This window comes from Salinispirillum sp. LH 10-3-1 (assembly GCF_030643825.1).
Classification (GTDB): Bacteria; Pseudomonadota; Gammaproteobacteria; order Pseudomonadales; family Natronospirillaceae; genus Salinispirillum.
In genome coordinates this window covers 157,022-171,003 of the sequence record NZ_CP101717.1, presented here as the reverse complement: position 1 = coordinate 171,003, position 13,982 = coordinate 157,022, and the positions used below count along the sequence as shown (strand labels likewise).

At 54.6% G+C, this 13,982-nt stretch carries 15 protein-coding genes; 9 read left to right on the top strand and 6 right to left on the bottom strand.

Annotated elements, in window-relative coordinates; all coding sequences use genetic code 11:
- Nucleotides 1-18: 18 nt before the first annotated feature.
- From NFC81_RS00805 to NFC81_RS00795, 3 genes are all read left to right on the top strand, one after another.
- The gene (locus NFC81_RS00805; RefSeq protein ID WP_304995635.1) at nt 19-777 is read left to right on the top strand and encodes a DUF2796 domain-containing protein; all 759 of its coding nucleotides are present in this window, start codon (nt 19-21) and stop codon (nt 775-777) included.
- Between the two features lie 97 nt (nt 778-874).
- The gene (locus NFC81_RS00800; protein ID WP_304995634.1) at nt 875-1,576 is read left to right on the top strand and encodes an ABC transporter ATP-binding protein; all 702 of its coding nucleotides are present in this window, start codon (nt 875-877) and stop codon (nt 1,574-1,576) included.
- Nucleotides 1,573-2,832 carry an ABC transporter permease gene (locus NFC81_RS00795; RefSeq protein WP_304995633.1) on the top strand — a complete coding sequence of 420 codons (1,260 nt, stop codon included), beginning with the start codon at nt 1,573-1,575 and terminating at the stop codon, nt 2,830-2,832. The genes NFC81_RS00800 and NFC81_RS00795 overlap by 4 nt, the downstream gene beginning before the upstream one ends.
- Nucleotides 2,833-2,864: 32 nt before the next feature.
- On the opposite strand, the gene NFC81_RS00790 is transcribed toward NFC81_RS00795, so the two are convergent.
- Both NFC81_RS00790 and NFC81_RS00785 read right to left on the bottom strand, forming a co-directional pair.
- Nucleotides 2,865-3,818: a hypothetical protein gene (locus NFC81_RS00790; protein ID WP_304995632.1), complete on the bottom strand. Its 954-nt coding sequence runs from the start codon at nt 3,816-3,818 to the stop codon at nt 2,865-2,867.
- Nucleotides 3,819-3,897: 79 nt separating this feature from the next.
- On the bottom strand, nt 3,898-4,458 hold the full coding sequence (locus tag NFC81_RS00785) for a DUF305 domain-containing protein (protein WP_304995631.1): 561 nt from the start codon (nt 4,456-4,458) through the stop codon (nt 3,898-3,900).
- A gap of 3 nt (nt 4,459-4,461) precedes the next feature.
- Between NFC81_RS00785 and NFC81_RS00780 the strand changes: the two genes are divergently transcribed.
- Nucleotides 4,462-4,617: a hypothetical protein gene (locus NFC81_RS00780; protein ID WP_304995630.1), complete on the top strand. Its 156-nt coding sequence runs from the start codon at nt 4,462-4,464 to the stop codon at nt 4,615-4,617.
- A gap of 127 nt (nt 4,618-4,744) precedes the next feature.
- Here the strand turns inward: NFC81_RS00780 and NFC81_RS00775 are convergent, their stop codons facing one another.
- Nucleotides 4,745-5,113, bottom strand: a complete 369-nt coding sequence (locus NFC81_RS00775; protein WP_304995629.1) for a hypothetical protein — start codon at nt 5,111-5,113, stop codon at nt 4,745-4,747.
- A gap of 111 nt (nt 5,114-5,224) precedes the next feature.
- Nucleotides 5,225-6,505 carry a 4-aminobutyrate--2-oxoglutarate transaminase gene (gene gabT, locus NFC81_RS00770; protein ID WP_304995628.1) on the bottom strand — a complete coding sequence of 427 codons (1,281 nt, stop codon included), beginning with the start codon at nt 6,503-6,505 and terminating at the stop codon, nt 5,225-5,227.
- 252 nt (nt 6,506-6,757) lie between these two features.
- Between gabT and NFC81_RS00765 the strand changes: the two genes are divergently transcribed.
- From NFC81_RS00765 to metF, 4 genes are all read left to right on the top strand, one after another.
- Nucleotides 6,758-7,696: a metalloregulator ArsR/SmtB family transcription factor gene (locus NFC81_RS00765; protein WP_304995627.1), complete on the top strand. Its 939-nt coding sequence runs from the start codon at nt 6,758-6,760 to the stop codon at nt 7,694-7,696.
- Nucleotides 7,697-7,763: 67 nt separating this feature from the next.
- Nucleotides 7,764-8,921: a methionine adenosyltransferase gene (gene metK, locus NFC81_RS00760; protein ID WP_304995626.1), complete on the top strand. Its 1,158-nt coding sequence runs from the start codon at nt 7,764-7,766 to the stop codon at nt 8,919-8,921.
- A gap of 89 nt (nt 8,922-9,010) precedes the next feature.
- Entirely contained in the window at nt 9,011-10,411 is a 1,401-nt protein-coding gene (ahcY, locus tag NFC81_RS00755) for an adenosylhomocysteinase (RefSeq protein WP_304995625.1), read from the top strand.
- 337 nt (nt 10,412-10,748) lie between these two features.
- Nucleotides 10,749-11,594, top strand: coding sequence for a methylenetetrahydrofolate reductase [NAD(P)H] (gene metF, locus NFC81_RS00750; RefSeq protein WP_304995624.1), 846 nt, complete (start codon nt 10,749-10,751; stop codon nt 11,592-11,594).
- A gap of 67 nt (nt 11,595-11,661) precedes the next feature.
- On the opposite strand, the gene NFC81_RS00745 is transcribed toward metF, so the two are convergent.
- Complete coding sequence (locus NFC81_RS00745; RefSeq protein WP_304995623.1) at nt 11,662-11,829, bottom strand: hypothetical protein; 168 nt, start codon at nt 11,827-11,829, stop codon at nt 11,662-11,664.
- Nucleotides 11,830-12,049: 220 nt separating this feature from the next.
- On the opposite strand from NFC81_RS00745, the gene NFC81_RS00740 reads away from it, so the two are divergent.
- Nucleotides 12,050-12,523: an NADAR family protein gene (locus NFC81_RS00740; protein ID WP_304995622.1), complete on the top strand. Its 474-nt coding sequence runs from the start codon at nt 12,050-12,052 to the stop codon at nt 12,521-12,523.
- Between the two features lie 5 nt (nt 12,524-12,528).
- Here NFC81_RS00740 and NFC81_RS00735 read toward each other — a convergent pair whose 3' ends face one another.
- Nucleotides 12,529-13,743: a DUF418 domain-containing protein gene (locus NFC81_RS00735; RefSeq protein WP_304995621.1), complete on the bottom strand. Its 1,215-nt coding sequence runs from the start codon at nt 13,741-13,743 to the stop codon at nt 12,529-12,531.
- Nucleotides 13,744-13,982: the final 239 nt, after the last annotated feature.

Here is a 13,982-nt window from a genome sequence, read left to right as displayed (position 1 = left end):
TAAATAAGAGGAAACACCATGATTGCACATCTCAAACCACTGGCATGGGCCATCACTCTGGGCACAGGCTTAGCCTTGAGCACCGTAGCCATTAGTCACGACCACGGTCATTCACACGACCACGACCATGGTCATGCACATGATCATGGGCATGACGACCACGGCCATGATGACGGCCATCGCCAGTTGGGCACACACGTGCACGGCGTGGCGACGCTGACCATCGCCCAAGACGGTGAAGACTTCGTGGTTGAGCTGGACAGCCCATCCATCAACGTGGTGAGCTTCGAGCACACGCCCAATACCGACGCCCAGCGGGCCGAACTGGAGCGCGCTTTAGAACTGTTGAAAGACGCGAGTAACGTGGTTCAATTGACTCGCGCCGGAGCCTGTGAATTAGAAGATATGCACGTAGAATCCGACCAGTTAGCGGCCATGGGTTACAATCGCCACGGCACGAAGAATGGTCACGGACACGGACACGGTCACGACGATCACGGACACGACGATCACGGACACGACGATCACGGACACGACGATCACGGACACGACGATCACGGGCATGACGATCACGGGCACGACCACGATCATGCGCATTCGGACTTCGAAGTGGAATACATCTTCCATTGCGACCAACCGAGCCGCGTTATCGGTGTTTATGTGCCGGTTTTCGATCACTTCCCTGGCTTTGAAGCCATTGATGTACAGTGGATTGTGAACGGTCAACAAGGTGCTGCGCGCGCCACTGCAGGCAGCAAGTCCGTCCTGTTCCGCTAAGCACTGACACGGCGTTCAACAGAACGCCACAAACAGGGGCCAATCCGGTACACTCGGACACTGCGCCCCTTTTTTAATCTCTCTAATTTGGTCAGGTATGAGCATCAACACCGAAACCGCCATCCAAGCCCACCAGTTGCAATTTCGCTGGTCTAAGCATCAACCCATCGTGCTTGATATTCCAGAACTCAATATCGCCCGTGGTGAACGTGTCTTTCTGTTTGGCCCCTCGGGCTCGGGTAAAACCACCCTGTTAAATCTGCTGGCGGGCGTCACTCAGCCCAGCCAAGGTGAATTGCACGTTCTCGGGCAACCGATGCACCAATTGTCCGGGCGCAAGCGCGACCGTTTTCGGGCACAACACATTGGCATTGTGTTCCAGCAATTCAATTTAATTCCGTATTTGTCCGTGACAGATAACGTGCGCTTGGCTTGTCATCTAGCAGGCCAAACCGGAGCCGACATGATTGACCGCATTCATAACATGTTTGTGGCGCTAGGCCTGCAAGAAGGCCTTTGGCAACGGCCCGCGCACAGCCTCAGCGTCGGACAACAACAACGTGTTGCCGTGGCCCGCGCCTTGATCAACGGCCCGCAATTGCTGATTGCCGACGAACCCAGCTCCGCGTTGGACTCCGACCACCGCGATGAATTCATGCAACTGATGATGCAAGCCGCTGACACACAACACAGCACGGTCATCTTTGTTAGCCACGACCGCGCCTTGCAGCATCATTTCAGTCGCCACATTGACCTGCGCGACCTGCAAGCCCAACGCGCCGAGGAGACGACGGTATGAAACTGACCCTAGCCCGTAAGAGCCTGTGGAATCGCCGTGGCACGGTCATACTGACCTTGGTGTCACTGGCCATCAGCGTGGCACTGCTGCTCGGCATCGACCACGTACGCAAAGAAGCGCGTAACAGCTTCAGCCAGACAATTTCCGGTACCGACTTGATCATCGGCGCGCGCTCAGGCTCCACCAATTTGCTGCTCTACAGTGTGTTCCGCATCGGCAACCCCACCAACAACATCACCTGGCAAAGCTATCAAGATGTCGCCCGGCAGTCGGCCGTGGCTTGGACCATCCCGATTACTCTGGGTGACACCCATCGTGGTTATCGAGTCATCGGCACCAACAACGACTACTTTGAATACTTCCGCTATGGGCGCACCAATCATCTGCAATTTGCTGCAGGAGACCGCTTCGATGGTCTTTTTGATGCCGTCGTCGGCGCTGAGGTAGCCCGCGCGCTGGATTACGAGTTGGGCGAACAGATCGTCATCAATCATGGTGGCGGTGCGGTCAGTTTTGTGAATCACGGCGACATGCCGTTCACCATCACCGGCATACTCGCACCGACCGGTACGCCGGTTGACCAGTCAGTTCACATCAGCCTTGAGGCGTGGGAGGCCATTCACATCGGCTGGGAGCGTGGCGTGCCCGGACGCACGCCCTCGCCCGAAGAAGTCTTGGCGATGGATCCCGAGCGTCTGCAACCTAACCAGCTCACAGCGTTCTTTGTTGGCGTACGCTCACCAGCACAAACCTTTGCCCTGCAACGTGCGGTCAACAACTATCGGGGTGAACCATTACAAGCGGTGCTGCCCGGCGTCGCCTTGTCAGAACTGTGGCAGATGATTGGCATGGTAGAAAACGTCCTACTGCTGATCGCCTTGCTGGTGCTCATTGCTACCTTGATTGGCATGACCACCACCTTGCTCGCGTCGATGCGCGAACGACAGCGCGAAATGGCAATACTACGGGCGCTTGGTGCTTCGCCGTGGCTGCTGTTTTTGCTCATTGAGTTGGAGGTGTTTTTAGTCACCTTGCTGGGTTTATTGTTCGGCAGCCTATTGCTGTGGTTGGCCGTAACGGCAGCACAGCCAATGCTGGTCAGCGAATTCGGCTTGTTTATTTCGACGCAAGTGTGGCAATTGCAAACCCTCTACTACGGCGCGGGCGTATTGGCCCTGGCGTTGGTGTTGGGCTTAGTGCCTGCTGTGGTCGCCTATCGGCGCGCGCTGGCCGACGGATTAGCGGTAACGCGCTAAGGGCATACCGCTACCGTCGATGGGAGAAGGTGCTACAACAGCCTTTCCCATCGCCCCGCACTGACATCATCCGTGCGATACACTTGATTTCCGGTGGTGGCCAGGTAGGCCACATCAGGGCGCAACGGATCAAACACGAACGCAAACACTAAGTCGTTTTGCGCGAAGCTCAAACCATCATTGATCGCCGCCCAACTGGCACCGCCGTCCGACGACACGGCTACACCATATTCCGCGGTGTGCGCTATCAAACGCTGATCTACATGCAGGTCACTACCGATAGCAGCGACCGCTCCGGTACGATCCGACAGTAAACGCCACTGCTCGCCACCATCGTGTGACACCAGAGCCCCATCCACCGTTCCAGCATAAATCACATCCGCATCATGGCCATCCGCCGCTAGGCAGGGCGCGCCCCAGCAAAAGCCTTGACCGGGCAACCCCTCCATCGCCGGTAGATGCCAAGCGTTGCCAGCATCCACCGTTTGATACAGTTGCCCAGCGTAAAAGCCGTACACTCGTTGGGTATCCACCGGACTGATCGTCATGGCGTGGAAGTCCACGATTTCATTGTCTACACCGGATAACACCTGCGTGAACGACACGCCACCGTCGTCGGAATACAGTACCCCTAGATTGCCACCACGCGGCGGGTGCCCGCTGACGAATAGTCGCTTGGGATTGTTGGGGTCAACCGACATGCCCATAAAGTCATCACGCCTCGCTCCCAATTGATACAGCTGACCATTTTCCAGGCCAAACAAACCATAATGTGTGGCCAGTATCAGCCGTTGAGTCTCGGCGTCTAGGCCTATACCGTGCAAATGGTTGGTATGTTCATACGACAATGAAGGCACCGCCTGTTCGAAGGTAGCCGTCTCCTCATCGGCGTGATTCCACCAGTAGGCTACTGTGATGCCCAGCACGAGAGCCACGGGAATCAGTGCCAGTTGCAGCAGCATGCGCCGCATTTTTAAATCTTTCATCTCTTCTCTCATCTCTGTAGCGTTTAGACAATACCAAGGAGCCCTCAGGCTTTCCTAAGGGCTCCTTGTCGCGCGCCCTTTAGTTCTGCACCAACCAGGCCTCCATTTCGGCAATCTCGCGGCGCTGTTCGCGTATCACGTCCTCGGCCATGCGGCGCAATTCGGCACGTGTGCTGTGCGCCAGGATAACCTCGGCCATATCGACCGCCGCTTGGTGATGCGGAATCATCCCGCACACAAAGTCACGATCAACATTACCCGTAGGCGGCGTATGCATATCACGCATCATGGCCTGATTAATGCGGTCATAGGCGGTGCGAATGGCGTCTCGATTGTCTCCCGGGCGAGGCTCGCCATAGGCCACTAACCAATCACGCATAAAGGCTATTTCTTCCTCCTGTGCGGCAATGATGTCGCGGCTCAACGCGTGCAGGGTAGCATCTTGGCCCAGCTCTAACTGCACCTTAGCCATATCAATCGCGCCTTGATGATGCGGAATCATACCTGCAACAAAGTCATAATCGACATCACCGCTCAACTCCATGCCGTGCATATCACGCATCATAGCCGCCATACTGGTCGCAAAAGGATCCTTCATCGGCATCCCCATGCCTTGCCCCATCTGGTGGTTGTGGTGCATAGCATGGCGTTCGCCGTGCTGACCTCCATGATGTTGACCTTGGTGGCCATGCTGCATCATTGGCATCGAGGAACGCATCTGACCGTCAGCATGTTCACCGTGTTGCATATCGTGCTTGGTGCATCCGGAGACGGTAAAAAGCAACATCCCTACCAATGAGACGCTTAGAAAAGTATGTGTACGCATAGTCGTATTCTCCTCGGCAGGCGTGACTGAAAAGCATCGGACACGCCTAACCATAATCACTGTGATCAATAATTGATGTAACGAGGTCTAATCCAGTGACTTAACGCGGAGGGGGGAACTCAGGTTCAGCCTCAAACAGGCTGGGGATCAATGGCAGGGACATCACCGCCAGTGCAGGAGCTGGCGCCAAGCTGGCCGTTTGAACAACCGTCAATAACTGCAGCGCACAGAGCTGTTCGCATTCAGCCCTATCCATATGGTGATGCGCCATGGAGGGTGACGCCCACTGGGATTGATGCATCGAATGATCAGCAGGCTGGTGATGGTGAACCGATTGCTCAGTCGCTACTTCTCCCCCGCTGTGTATGCCACTCACCGCCATCAAGCTGGCATGCACAGGCAAGGCCAGCCAGCCAACAAGTGTCAGCAGCAAGACGAACTGGCGAATGAATGGCGCTCGACGGAACATAGCGACCTAAAGAATAGCGATATAGGCCACTATCTTAACCGCCTATGGCGGCCAGTGACATTGATTTACATCATGCTTGCGTGGTGTCGGCACCACGCAAGCAACCCGCTTCTAGGCCAATTCCGCAAAGCATTCAGCAATGATGTCCATACCGCGCTGGAACTGCGCATCAGGGATGGTTAAGGGCATCAGGATACGCAACACATTGCCGTACACGCCACAAGACAGCAGGATCAGTCCTTTCTCGCGGGCTTTTGCGACAATCTGCCCGGTCAACGCCGCTGCAGGCTTACTGTGATCACCCTCTTCAAACAGCTCGACGGCGACCATCGCACCGAGGCCTCGTACATCACCAATGACCTTGTGCTTCTGTGCCATCGTTTTGAAACCTGCCACCATCTGTTCACCGAGCGCCAATGACCGGCTGAGCAATTGCTCTTCCTCAAACACGTCCATAGCCGCAATCGCCGCCGCACAGGCCAGTGGGCTACCGGCATAGGTGCCACCCAAACCACCGGGCGCAATGGCGTCCATCACCTCAGCTTTGCCACACACCCCTGCGACGGGGAAGCCACCGGCAATGGATTTCGCAAAGGTCGTCAAATCCGGCGCTACACCCATCTGTTCCATGGCGAAGAAGGTACCGGTACGACCGGCACCTGTTTGCACTTCATCCGCGACCAGCAAAATACCGTGCTCGTCGCACAGGGCACGCAACTGCTGCATGAAATCCTGCGGTGCTACGTAGAACCCACCTTCACCCTGAACCGGTTCAATCACAATGGCTGCAATGTCTTTGGCTTCCGCATCGTTTTTGAAAATGCGGTGAATGCTGGCCATGGCATCCGCGCTGCTCACCCCATGCAAGGCACAAGGGTATTGTGCGCGATAAACACCGCCAGGCATGAGACCCATACCCGCGGAATAGGGCGCCACCTTTCCCGTCATAGAGAGCGTCATCATAGTGCGACCGTGGTAACCACCGGTAAAAGCAATCACCCCGGCGCGCCCCGTCGCTGCACGCGCGATCTTGACCGCATTTTCTAAGGCTTCCGAACCTGTGGTGACCAGCAAGGTCTTCTTATCAAAATTTCCAGGCACGCGAGCGTTGATTTTTTCGCACAGTTCCACGTAGGGCTCGTAGGCCAAGACTTGGAAACAAGTATGTGAGAAACGATCCAACTGGGCACTGACCGCCGCTTTGATCTTCGGATGCACATGGCCGGTGTTCAACACCGCTATGCCACCAGCGAAATCAATGTACTCCCGCCCCTCAACGTCCCACACCGTGGCGTTTTCGGCGCGATCAGCAAAGATCGGATGAATTTGTCCCACCCCGCGTGGAACGGCATTTTGGCGGCGCTGCATCAAAGTGGCGTTGGTCTTAGTCATGCTCGTGTCCTATTGATTGTTCTGCTGCTTGAGGCGTTCTCGGTCGCAACCGAGTGTTTAATATAATGCACAAATTCTAAGACTTATCACGCAAGTGAGCAATATATTGAACAAGGAAATTTTGCTCAAACATTCAATAAATACACTTAAACCTCAAAAGATGTACCTTGTGGCAAGCAGCCCCAATAACTATATCAAAATATTTTGATATAGTTATTGACTCAGCCTGCTCGATCATTAGACTTGCCAACCATGACGGTATCCAACCCTTATGAAGAGTGGGCTTTGCACTTAAAAGCCAGCGCTGACCCGCTACGCCTTTTGATTCTGCGCGTGTTGTGGCAGCAGTCGTATGGGGTGCTGGAACTCAGTCAATTGCTGGATGTGCAGCAGTCACGCTTAAGCCACCACTTGAAAATACTGACTCAAGCGGGTTTGTTGACGGCACGGCGTGAAGGAAACTCTATTTTTTATCAGCGCTTTCCCGCCACCGAAGGCTGGGTAAGCAGCTTGTTTCAAACCGTTGATCAGTGGCCGCTGCCGTCCGACGTAGAACAGCGGCAACGAGAGATCAGCGAAGAGCGTCGTCATCATGCGGAAGCCTTTTTTGCCCGCCATGTGGACGATTTTAAACAGCAGCAAGATTTGATCGCCGAGTATCCGCAATACGCTCAGCAAGCCTTGGCGCTGATCGAGCAGGCACATTTACCCGCCGAGCATGCCTTAGAAGTCGGCCCCGGTTTGGGTGAGTTTTTGCTTGAATTGAGTCAGCGTTTTGCCCGCGTCGATGCCATCGATATTTCGGCCGAACTGCTGGATGTGGCGCGCAAAAACGCAGCCAACGACAAGATACGCTTTCATTTGGGTGATCTTGCCCACTGGTTTGCAACGTACAAGGAGGCTCCACAATTAGTGGTCTACAATATGGTACTACACCATATACCTGACCCAGCGGCGGAGCTCGCCCGCGCAGGGCATGTGTTGGCACAGGGCGGCGGCTTGTTGGTCACAGACTTATGTCGCCACGAACAACAATGGGCACGCACTAACTGCGGAGACCAATGGCTAGGGTTCGCCGCTGAAGACTTGATCGACTGGGCTGCACAGGCAGGCCTGACATTAGCACAACGCAGTGTGACGGCGTTGCGCAATGGTTTCCAAGTACAGTGTTTACTGTGGCACAAGCCCTAACACTGGCTTACTTTTTTCGTTCACCATGGTCCGGCTGAACCGGACTCCCATAAAGGGCCCGTAAACTATGAAACAATACCTGTTCACCTCTGAATCGGTTTCCGAAGGTCATCCCGACAAGATGGCGGATCAAATCAGTGATGCCGTACTGGACGCCATCCTGAAAGATGACGCTCACTCGCGCGTTGCCGTCGAAACCATGGTGAAAACCGGTATGGTGATCATTGCCGGGGAAGTGCGCACCAACACCTACGTCGACCTAGAAGAGATCGTCCGTGACGTCGTACTTGATATTGGCTACAACAGCTCTGATGTCGGCTTCGATGGTGCCAGCTGTGCCGTCCTGAACGCCATTGGTAAGCAGTCTTCTGACATCGCCATGGGCGTTGACGAAGCCGAGGCCAAAGAGCTGGGTGCCGGCGACCAAGGCTTGATGTTCGGCTACGCCACCAACGAAACCGACGTACTGATGCCCGCGCCGATTTTCTACTCACACCGCTTGGTAGAGAAGCAAGCCGAGCTGCGCAAATCCGGCAAGCTGAGCTGGTTGCGTCCGGACGCTAAAAGTCAGGTCACGCTGCGCTATGAAAACGGCCAACCAGTCGCGGTGGATGCCGTTGTGTTGTCAACGCAGCACAACCCGGACATCAAGCAGTCGGATCTGCGTGAAGCCATCATGGAAGAGCTGATCAAGCCGGTGCTACCAGCCGAATGGTTGCACAGCGACACCCTGTACCACATCAACCCAACGGGTCAGTTCATCATCGGTGGACCAGTGGGCGACTGCGGCTTAACTGGCCGTAAGATCATCGTCGACACCTACGGCGGCATGGCGCGTCACGGTGGCGGTGCGTTCTCGGGTAAAGACCCATCAAAAGTCGACCGTTCAGCGGCCTACGCTGGACGCTATGTAGCGAAGAACATCGTCGCTGCGGGCTTGGCCGACAAGTGTGAAATCCAGGTGTCATACGCCATTGGGGTTGCCGAACCGACGTCTATTTCTATCGAAACCTTTGGTACACACAAGGTAGAAGAAGCCGTGATCGAGCGCTTGGTGCGTGAGCACTTCGATCTGCGTCCCGGTGGCATCATCGAAATGCTGGATCTGCGTCGTCCGATTTACCGTCCCACCGCAGCCTACGGCCACTTTGGTCGTGAATTGCCAAACTTCACGTGGGAAAAAACAGACAAAGCCGCTGCTCTGAAAGCCGCCGCCGGTTTGTAATCACTACCACACCAGGGTGTCACGCTTCGGCGACGACACCCTGACCTCGGCGTTTCCTAGAAGCGCCCGCTCATTTAAGAGGGTTTACTATGACCACCGCAACGAATCTCGACACCTTCACTGATTACAAAGTCGCTGACATCTCCCTGGCCAAATACGGCCGCGCTGAGATCGACATCGCCGAAACGGAAATGCCTGCATTGATGGCCTTGCGCCGCAAATACCACGCTGAGCAACCGCTCAAAGGCGCGCGCATCATGGGCTGCATCCACATGACGATTCAGACCGCTGTATTGATCGAAACGCTGGTCGACTTGGGTGCCGAAGTGCGCTGGTCGTCGTGCAACATTTTCTCTACTCAAGATCACGCCGCGGCCGCCATTGCTGCTGCAGGCATTCCTGTGTTCGCGTGGAAAGGCGAAACAGAAGAAGAGTTCTTGTGGTGTATCGAACAAACGATTCTGGCCGAAAAAGACGGTTCTGACGTGTGGAATGCCAACATCATACTGGACGACGGCGGCGACCTGACCGAAATGGTACACAACAAATACCCTCAGATGCTCGACAGCATCCACGGTATTTCGGAAGAAACCACCACCGGTGTACACCGCCTGTTGGACATGATGAAGAAGGGTGCTTTGAAAGTCCCCGCCATCAACGTTAATGACGCTGTTACTAAGTCAAAAAACGACAACAAGTACGGTTGCCGTCATTCGCTGAACGATGCGATCAAGCGTGCCACCGACCACTTGTTGGCTGGTAAAAAAGCCCTGGTCATCGGTTACGGAGATGTGGGTAAGGGTTCGGCGGCGTCACTGCGCCAAGAAGGCATGATCGTGAAGATCACTGAAGTCGATCCAATCTGCGCCATGCAGGCGTGCATGGATGGCTTTGAAGTGGTATCGCCGTACAAAAACGGTATCAATACGCAGTCAGCCGATGGCATAAATACCGAGCTGCTAGGCACCACTGACATTTTGGTGACCACAACAGGTAACACCAATGTGTGTGATCAATACATGCTGGCAGCCCTGAAGAAAGGCGCGGTGGTGTGTAACATCGGTCATTTCGACAATGAAATTGACACCGTATTCATGCGTAAGAACTGGCAGTGGGACGAGATCAAGCCACAGGTGCACAAAATCTATCGCGGTACCGATAAAGGCGATTTCTTGATTCTGTTGGCGGAAGGGCGTTTGGTCAACTTGGGTAACGCAACCGGCCACCCAAGCCGCATTATGGATGGTTCGTTTGCGAACCAAGTGTTGGCGCAGATGTATCTGTACGAGAAGAAATTCGCCGACCTGCCAGCAGCGGATAAGCCTAGCAACATCTACGTTAAGGTTTTGCCGAAGAAGTTGGACGAAGAAGTAGCGGCCGAAATGGTTCGTGGCTTCGGTGGCGTGATTACGCAGTTGACGCAGACGCAAGCGGATTACATTGGCGTCGCCGTGGAAGGCCCGTTCAAGCCGGACGACTATAAATATTGATCCGCAATCACCTGCAGTAACGTTTGCAAGGGAGTTCCCGGAGCGTTAAGACAGGTGCCCTTGCGCGAATCGCCGTGAACCCATCCCTGGGGGCTCGCTGAACACATCCTGTGTTCAAGCGTTCGCTTCAGGGCACCTGCCTCACCACTCCTGCCCCGTGACTTCGTTGGGTTCTGGTGTGTTGCAGGCGAGGTGTCGGGCTTGCATGGCTAGGGGTGACAGACCTTCTGCCGCCAGGACGGCGGCAGAGAGCTTATATGGACGTATTTACAGCGTGTCTGGAACCCCCATCCTCATTCAGGTCCGGTAACCGTTGAAGCAGAAGCAGAGAGACATAATGACAACGACAATACCAATAAGCTTTGAGTTTTTCCCGCCGAAAACGGAAGAAGGCGCGGTGAAACTGCATCAAGTGCACAGCGAACTCAGTGCGCTCAAGCCTGAATTCTTTTCTGTCACCTACGGTGCGGGCGGCTCCACACAAGAGCGCACCATCAACACCGTATTGGAACTGAACGCCAAAGGCATCAGCACAGCTCCCCACCTGAGCTGCATAGGCTCTACCACAGCACTGCTGAAGGGATTACTGAACCGCTATCAGGCGCACGGCATCAACCGCATCGTCGCCCTGCGTGGCGATCTTCCATCGGGCATGGGTGGCAGCACCGGCGGCGATTTCAGTCACGCCATTGATTTAGTAGCATTCATCCGCAAAGAATACGGCGATGCCTTTCACTTAGAAGTGGCGGCGTATCCTGAAATGCATCCGCAAGCGGGCAACCTCGACAACGACATCAAGCACTTCGTCGCCAAGGCCAATGCCGGTGCCAGCTCAGCGATCACCCAGTACTTCTATAACGCTGATGCCTACTTCCACTTTGTGGACCGCGTACGTGCCACCGGTTGTGACATTCCGATTATCCCCGGCATCATGCCGATCACCAACTACAGCAATTTAGCGCGCTTCAGCGATGCCTGTGGTGCCGAGATTCCGCGCTGGATGCGTAAGCAGCTGGAAGCCTATGGAGATGACAGCGCCAGCATCAAAGCCTTTGGTTTAGACGCTGTAAGTAAGATGTGCGAGACCCTCATCGCCGGTGGCGCTCCAGCGTTGCACTTTTACTCCATGAACCAAACAGCGGCCAGTCAGTCGATTTGTGCGCGGCTGGGGTTAACGCAGTAACTGGATTGATGATCGCCATACATGCAAAAGGGAGCCGAGAGCTCCCTTTTTTGTTCATTACGCTAGGCTATCCGGTAATCTGGCATACTTTGCAGTCGCCATTGGTCGGCAGGCACGTCTCAACGTAGCGGACTCGACGTGTGGCGCTGGTACGGTCTGGCTCAACCTGAAAGCGACGCCCATCACGGTCTATAGGGCGTGATTCAGTGGCTTGAACTGTCTGTTGTGGTGTCATGATTCGCCCTCCTAAATATCAATTAGTACATTCTAATATATAGTGCTACTAAGAGCAAGTGGCTCTTCTGATATAACTGCTGCGAAAGAGCCTGACCTAGCCACTAGCAAAGCTTGAACACCTTGCGCACAGGTGGGCACTATCGGTAGAGCTGGTTCAATCGTCGTGTAATGGCTAAACTGGCAGCATTCTTTATCTATTTGTATAAGAGAGTTCTGTGATGGCTTTGTTTGCCTCTGACACCGACGAGAGCGCCATAACGGTTAATCGTTTAGACCCTTCCGACCCACTCGGTTGCAGCATCCCTCGCCCATTCACGCTCGACGACTTTGAGTGGCCTACTGCGGAACACTACTATCAAGCCATGAAATACCCAGATCGAGCGCGCTTTGATCACATACGCCGAGCCAACGATGTCGAACAGGCACGTAAACTGGGTCGGGGCTGGCTGAAGCGTCCGCGTGCAGATTGGAAATCCGTACGCACCATCATGCTGACGCGAGCGATCTACACCCAAGCGCGCACGCATGCTGACTTCGCTGCGGCCTTATTGGCAACCGGTGACCAAAATATCGTAGAGACTTCACAATACGATTATTTCTGGGGTATCGGACGCGATCAACGCGGGCAAAACCAATACGGCAAGGTACTGCAAAACGTTCGCGCAAAGCTTATGGCTGAAGCGACCGGCTAGGGAGTTCACTTGGCTGTGCGGTACGCTGCTCGATAAGAACAGCGCCGCCATAACCACTCCATCGGCCCTTGATTAAAGCGGTTAAGCCACCAAGCTGCGCCCAGTAACGTCAACCCTGTGAACACAATCACCATGGCCACTAAAGCGACCGGTGGCCACTGTCCGAACTGGGCAAAACCATGCCCATAAAACAGCGTCGTGGCCACCAGGGTTTGCAGCAGGTAAACACTCAAGGCTAGACGCCCTACGCTATTGACGCGCCGCGTTAAGTTTTGATGTGGAGTGCGGCTGCCCCAAATGACCACCAGCCACATATAGCCAATCGCCATCAATAGGCTACCGAAATAGTTCAACAACGGTTGGAGCAAGTGCTCAGTGACGGTGTTCGATGCGTACCAGATACTGGTTGCCGCACCATATCCGCTCAACAGTGTCCCGGCCAGCAGCGCCCCTAAACAGACAGCTCGGTAGCGACCCACAGCCGCAGCGTTTAGCCATCCCAAGCGCACCAACATACCGCCTATTAGCATCAAGCCGAGGGTTCGCCAAAGGGTGTAACCAAGGAGGACCTCGGTATGGGACTCCCAAGCCTGACCACTGCGTTGCGGCCATTGCTGCAGCCATCCACTGGTATAGGCCGCAATTTCCTGCTGCACTTGCGCTGGGTTCGCCTGCACCAGAAGCAAAAAATCAACCCGCTGTTCAGGTGTCCAATGGGGCACCGACTGCACCACTAATAGCGACAACAAGGGTGGCACACTCAACAATACAGCGGCCAGAATCGCCTGCGTCCGTATGTGCAGATCACGTAGCCACCAAATGATGAACCCACAGAGCGCGTAGTGAAAGAGGATGTCACCAAACCACAAACCATAAGCGTGCAACAAACCCAATGTGGCCAACACGGCCATACGCCGTCGATGCTGTTGCGTGAGTTCAGCATAAGCGATACTTCGGCTGGCAAACAAGGCAACACTGCCACCGAACAAGACACTCAGCATGGTGAGGAACTTTTCAGCACCAAAAGTAAGGGTAAACCACATCACCCACTGATCCCATATCGACCAGTGCTCGACGCTGGCCGGGTAATAGAACCACATTTCGGGCACAGCGAACGCGTAGATGTTGAGAAAAAAGATACCCAAAACGGCAACACCGCGTAAGACATCTAAAGATTCTATGCGTGGTTGAGCGGTTAGGGTATAGGTACTGGCGGCCATGGCGTCCTATTGTAAAAAGCCAAGAAGTCAGGCGAATTTACCTGATAATGGCTCTCCAAGCACCGTTTCCTTGCCCTACTGCATTGCCACTCAGGGGCTATACTGTTTAGAGTAGGTTCAGGCAGCTATGAGATTGGCGATAAAAGCACTCAACAGCAGGGACAACTTACGTTAGACTTTCAGCCATTGAACAGTGCTATTCCGTCTTGTGAGGCCCACAGGACGCAGATCACGAATAA

Bases quoted from the DNA above. Each gene is read 5' to 3' on its own strand.
- NFC81_RS00795 (WP_304995633.1), top strand. From the start codon at position 1,573: ATGAAACTGACCCTAGCCCGTAAGAGCCTGTGGAATCGCCGTGGCACG.
- NFC81_RS00780 (WP_304995630.1), top strand. From the start codon at position 4,462: ATGGCGTTCGCCGTGCTGACCTCCATGATGTTGACCTTGGTGGCCATG.
- NFC81_RS00735 (WP_304995621.1), bottom strand. From the start codon at position 13,743: ATGGCCGCCAGTACCTATACCCTAACCGCTCAACCACGCATAGAATCT.
- NFC81_RS00790 (WP_304995632.1), bottom strand. From the start codon at position 3,818: ATGAAAGATTTAAAAATGCGGCGCATGCTGCTGCAACTGGCACTGATT.
- metF (WP_304995624.1), top strand. From the start codon at position 10,749: ATGACAACGACAATACCAATAAGCTTTGAGTTTTTCCCGCCGAAAACG.
- NFC81_RS00765 (WP_304995627.1), top strand. From the start codon at position 6,758: ATGACGGTATCCAACCCTTATGAAGAGTGGGCTTTGCACTTAAAAGCC.
- NFC81_RS00800 (WP_304995634.1), top strand. From the start codon at position 875: ATGAGCATCAACACCGAAACCGCCATCCAAGCCCACCAGTTGCAATTT.
- NFC81_RS00785 (WP_304995631.1), bottom strand. From the start codon at position 4,458: ATGCACCACAACCACCAGATGGGGCAAGGCATGGGGATGCCGATGAAG.
- NFC81_RS00745 (WP_304995623.1), bottom strand. From the start codon at position 11,829: ATGACACCACAACAGACAGTTCAAGCCACTGAATCACGCCCTATAGAC.
- NFC81_RS00740 (WP_304995622.1), top strand. From the start codon at position 12,050: ATGGCTTTGTTTGCCTCTGACACCGACGAGAGCGCCATAACGGTTAAT.
- NFC81_RS00775 (WP_304995629.1), bottom strand. From the start codon at position 5,113: ATGTTCCGTCGAGCGCCATTCATTCGCCAGTTCGTCTTGCTGCTGACA.
- metK (WP_304995626.1), top strand. From the start codon at position 7,764: ATGAAACAATACCTGTTCACCTCTGAATCGGTTTCCGAAGGTCATCCC.
- gabT (WP_304995628.1), bottom strand. From the start codon at position 6,505: ATGACTAAGACCAACGCCACTTTGATGCAGCGCCGCCAAAATGCCGTT.
- NFC81_RS00805 (WP_304995635.1), top strand. From the start codon at position 19: ATGATTGCACATCTCAAACCACTGGCATGGGCCATCACTCTGGGCACA.
- ahcY (WP_304995625.1), top strand. From the start codon at position 9,011: ATGACCACCGCAACGAATCTCGACACCTTCACTGATTACAAAGTCGCT.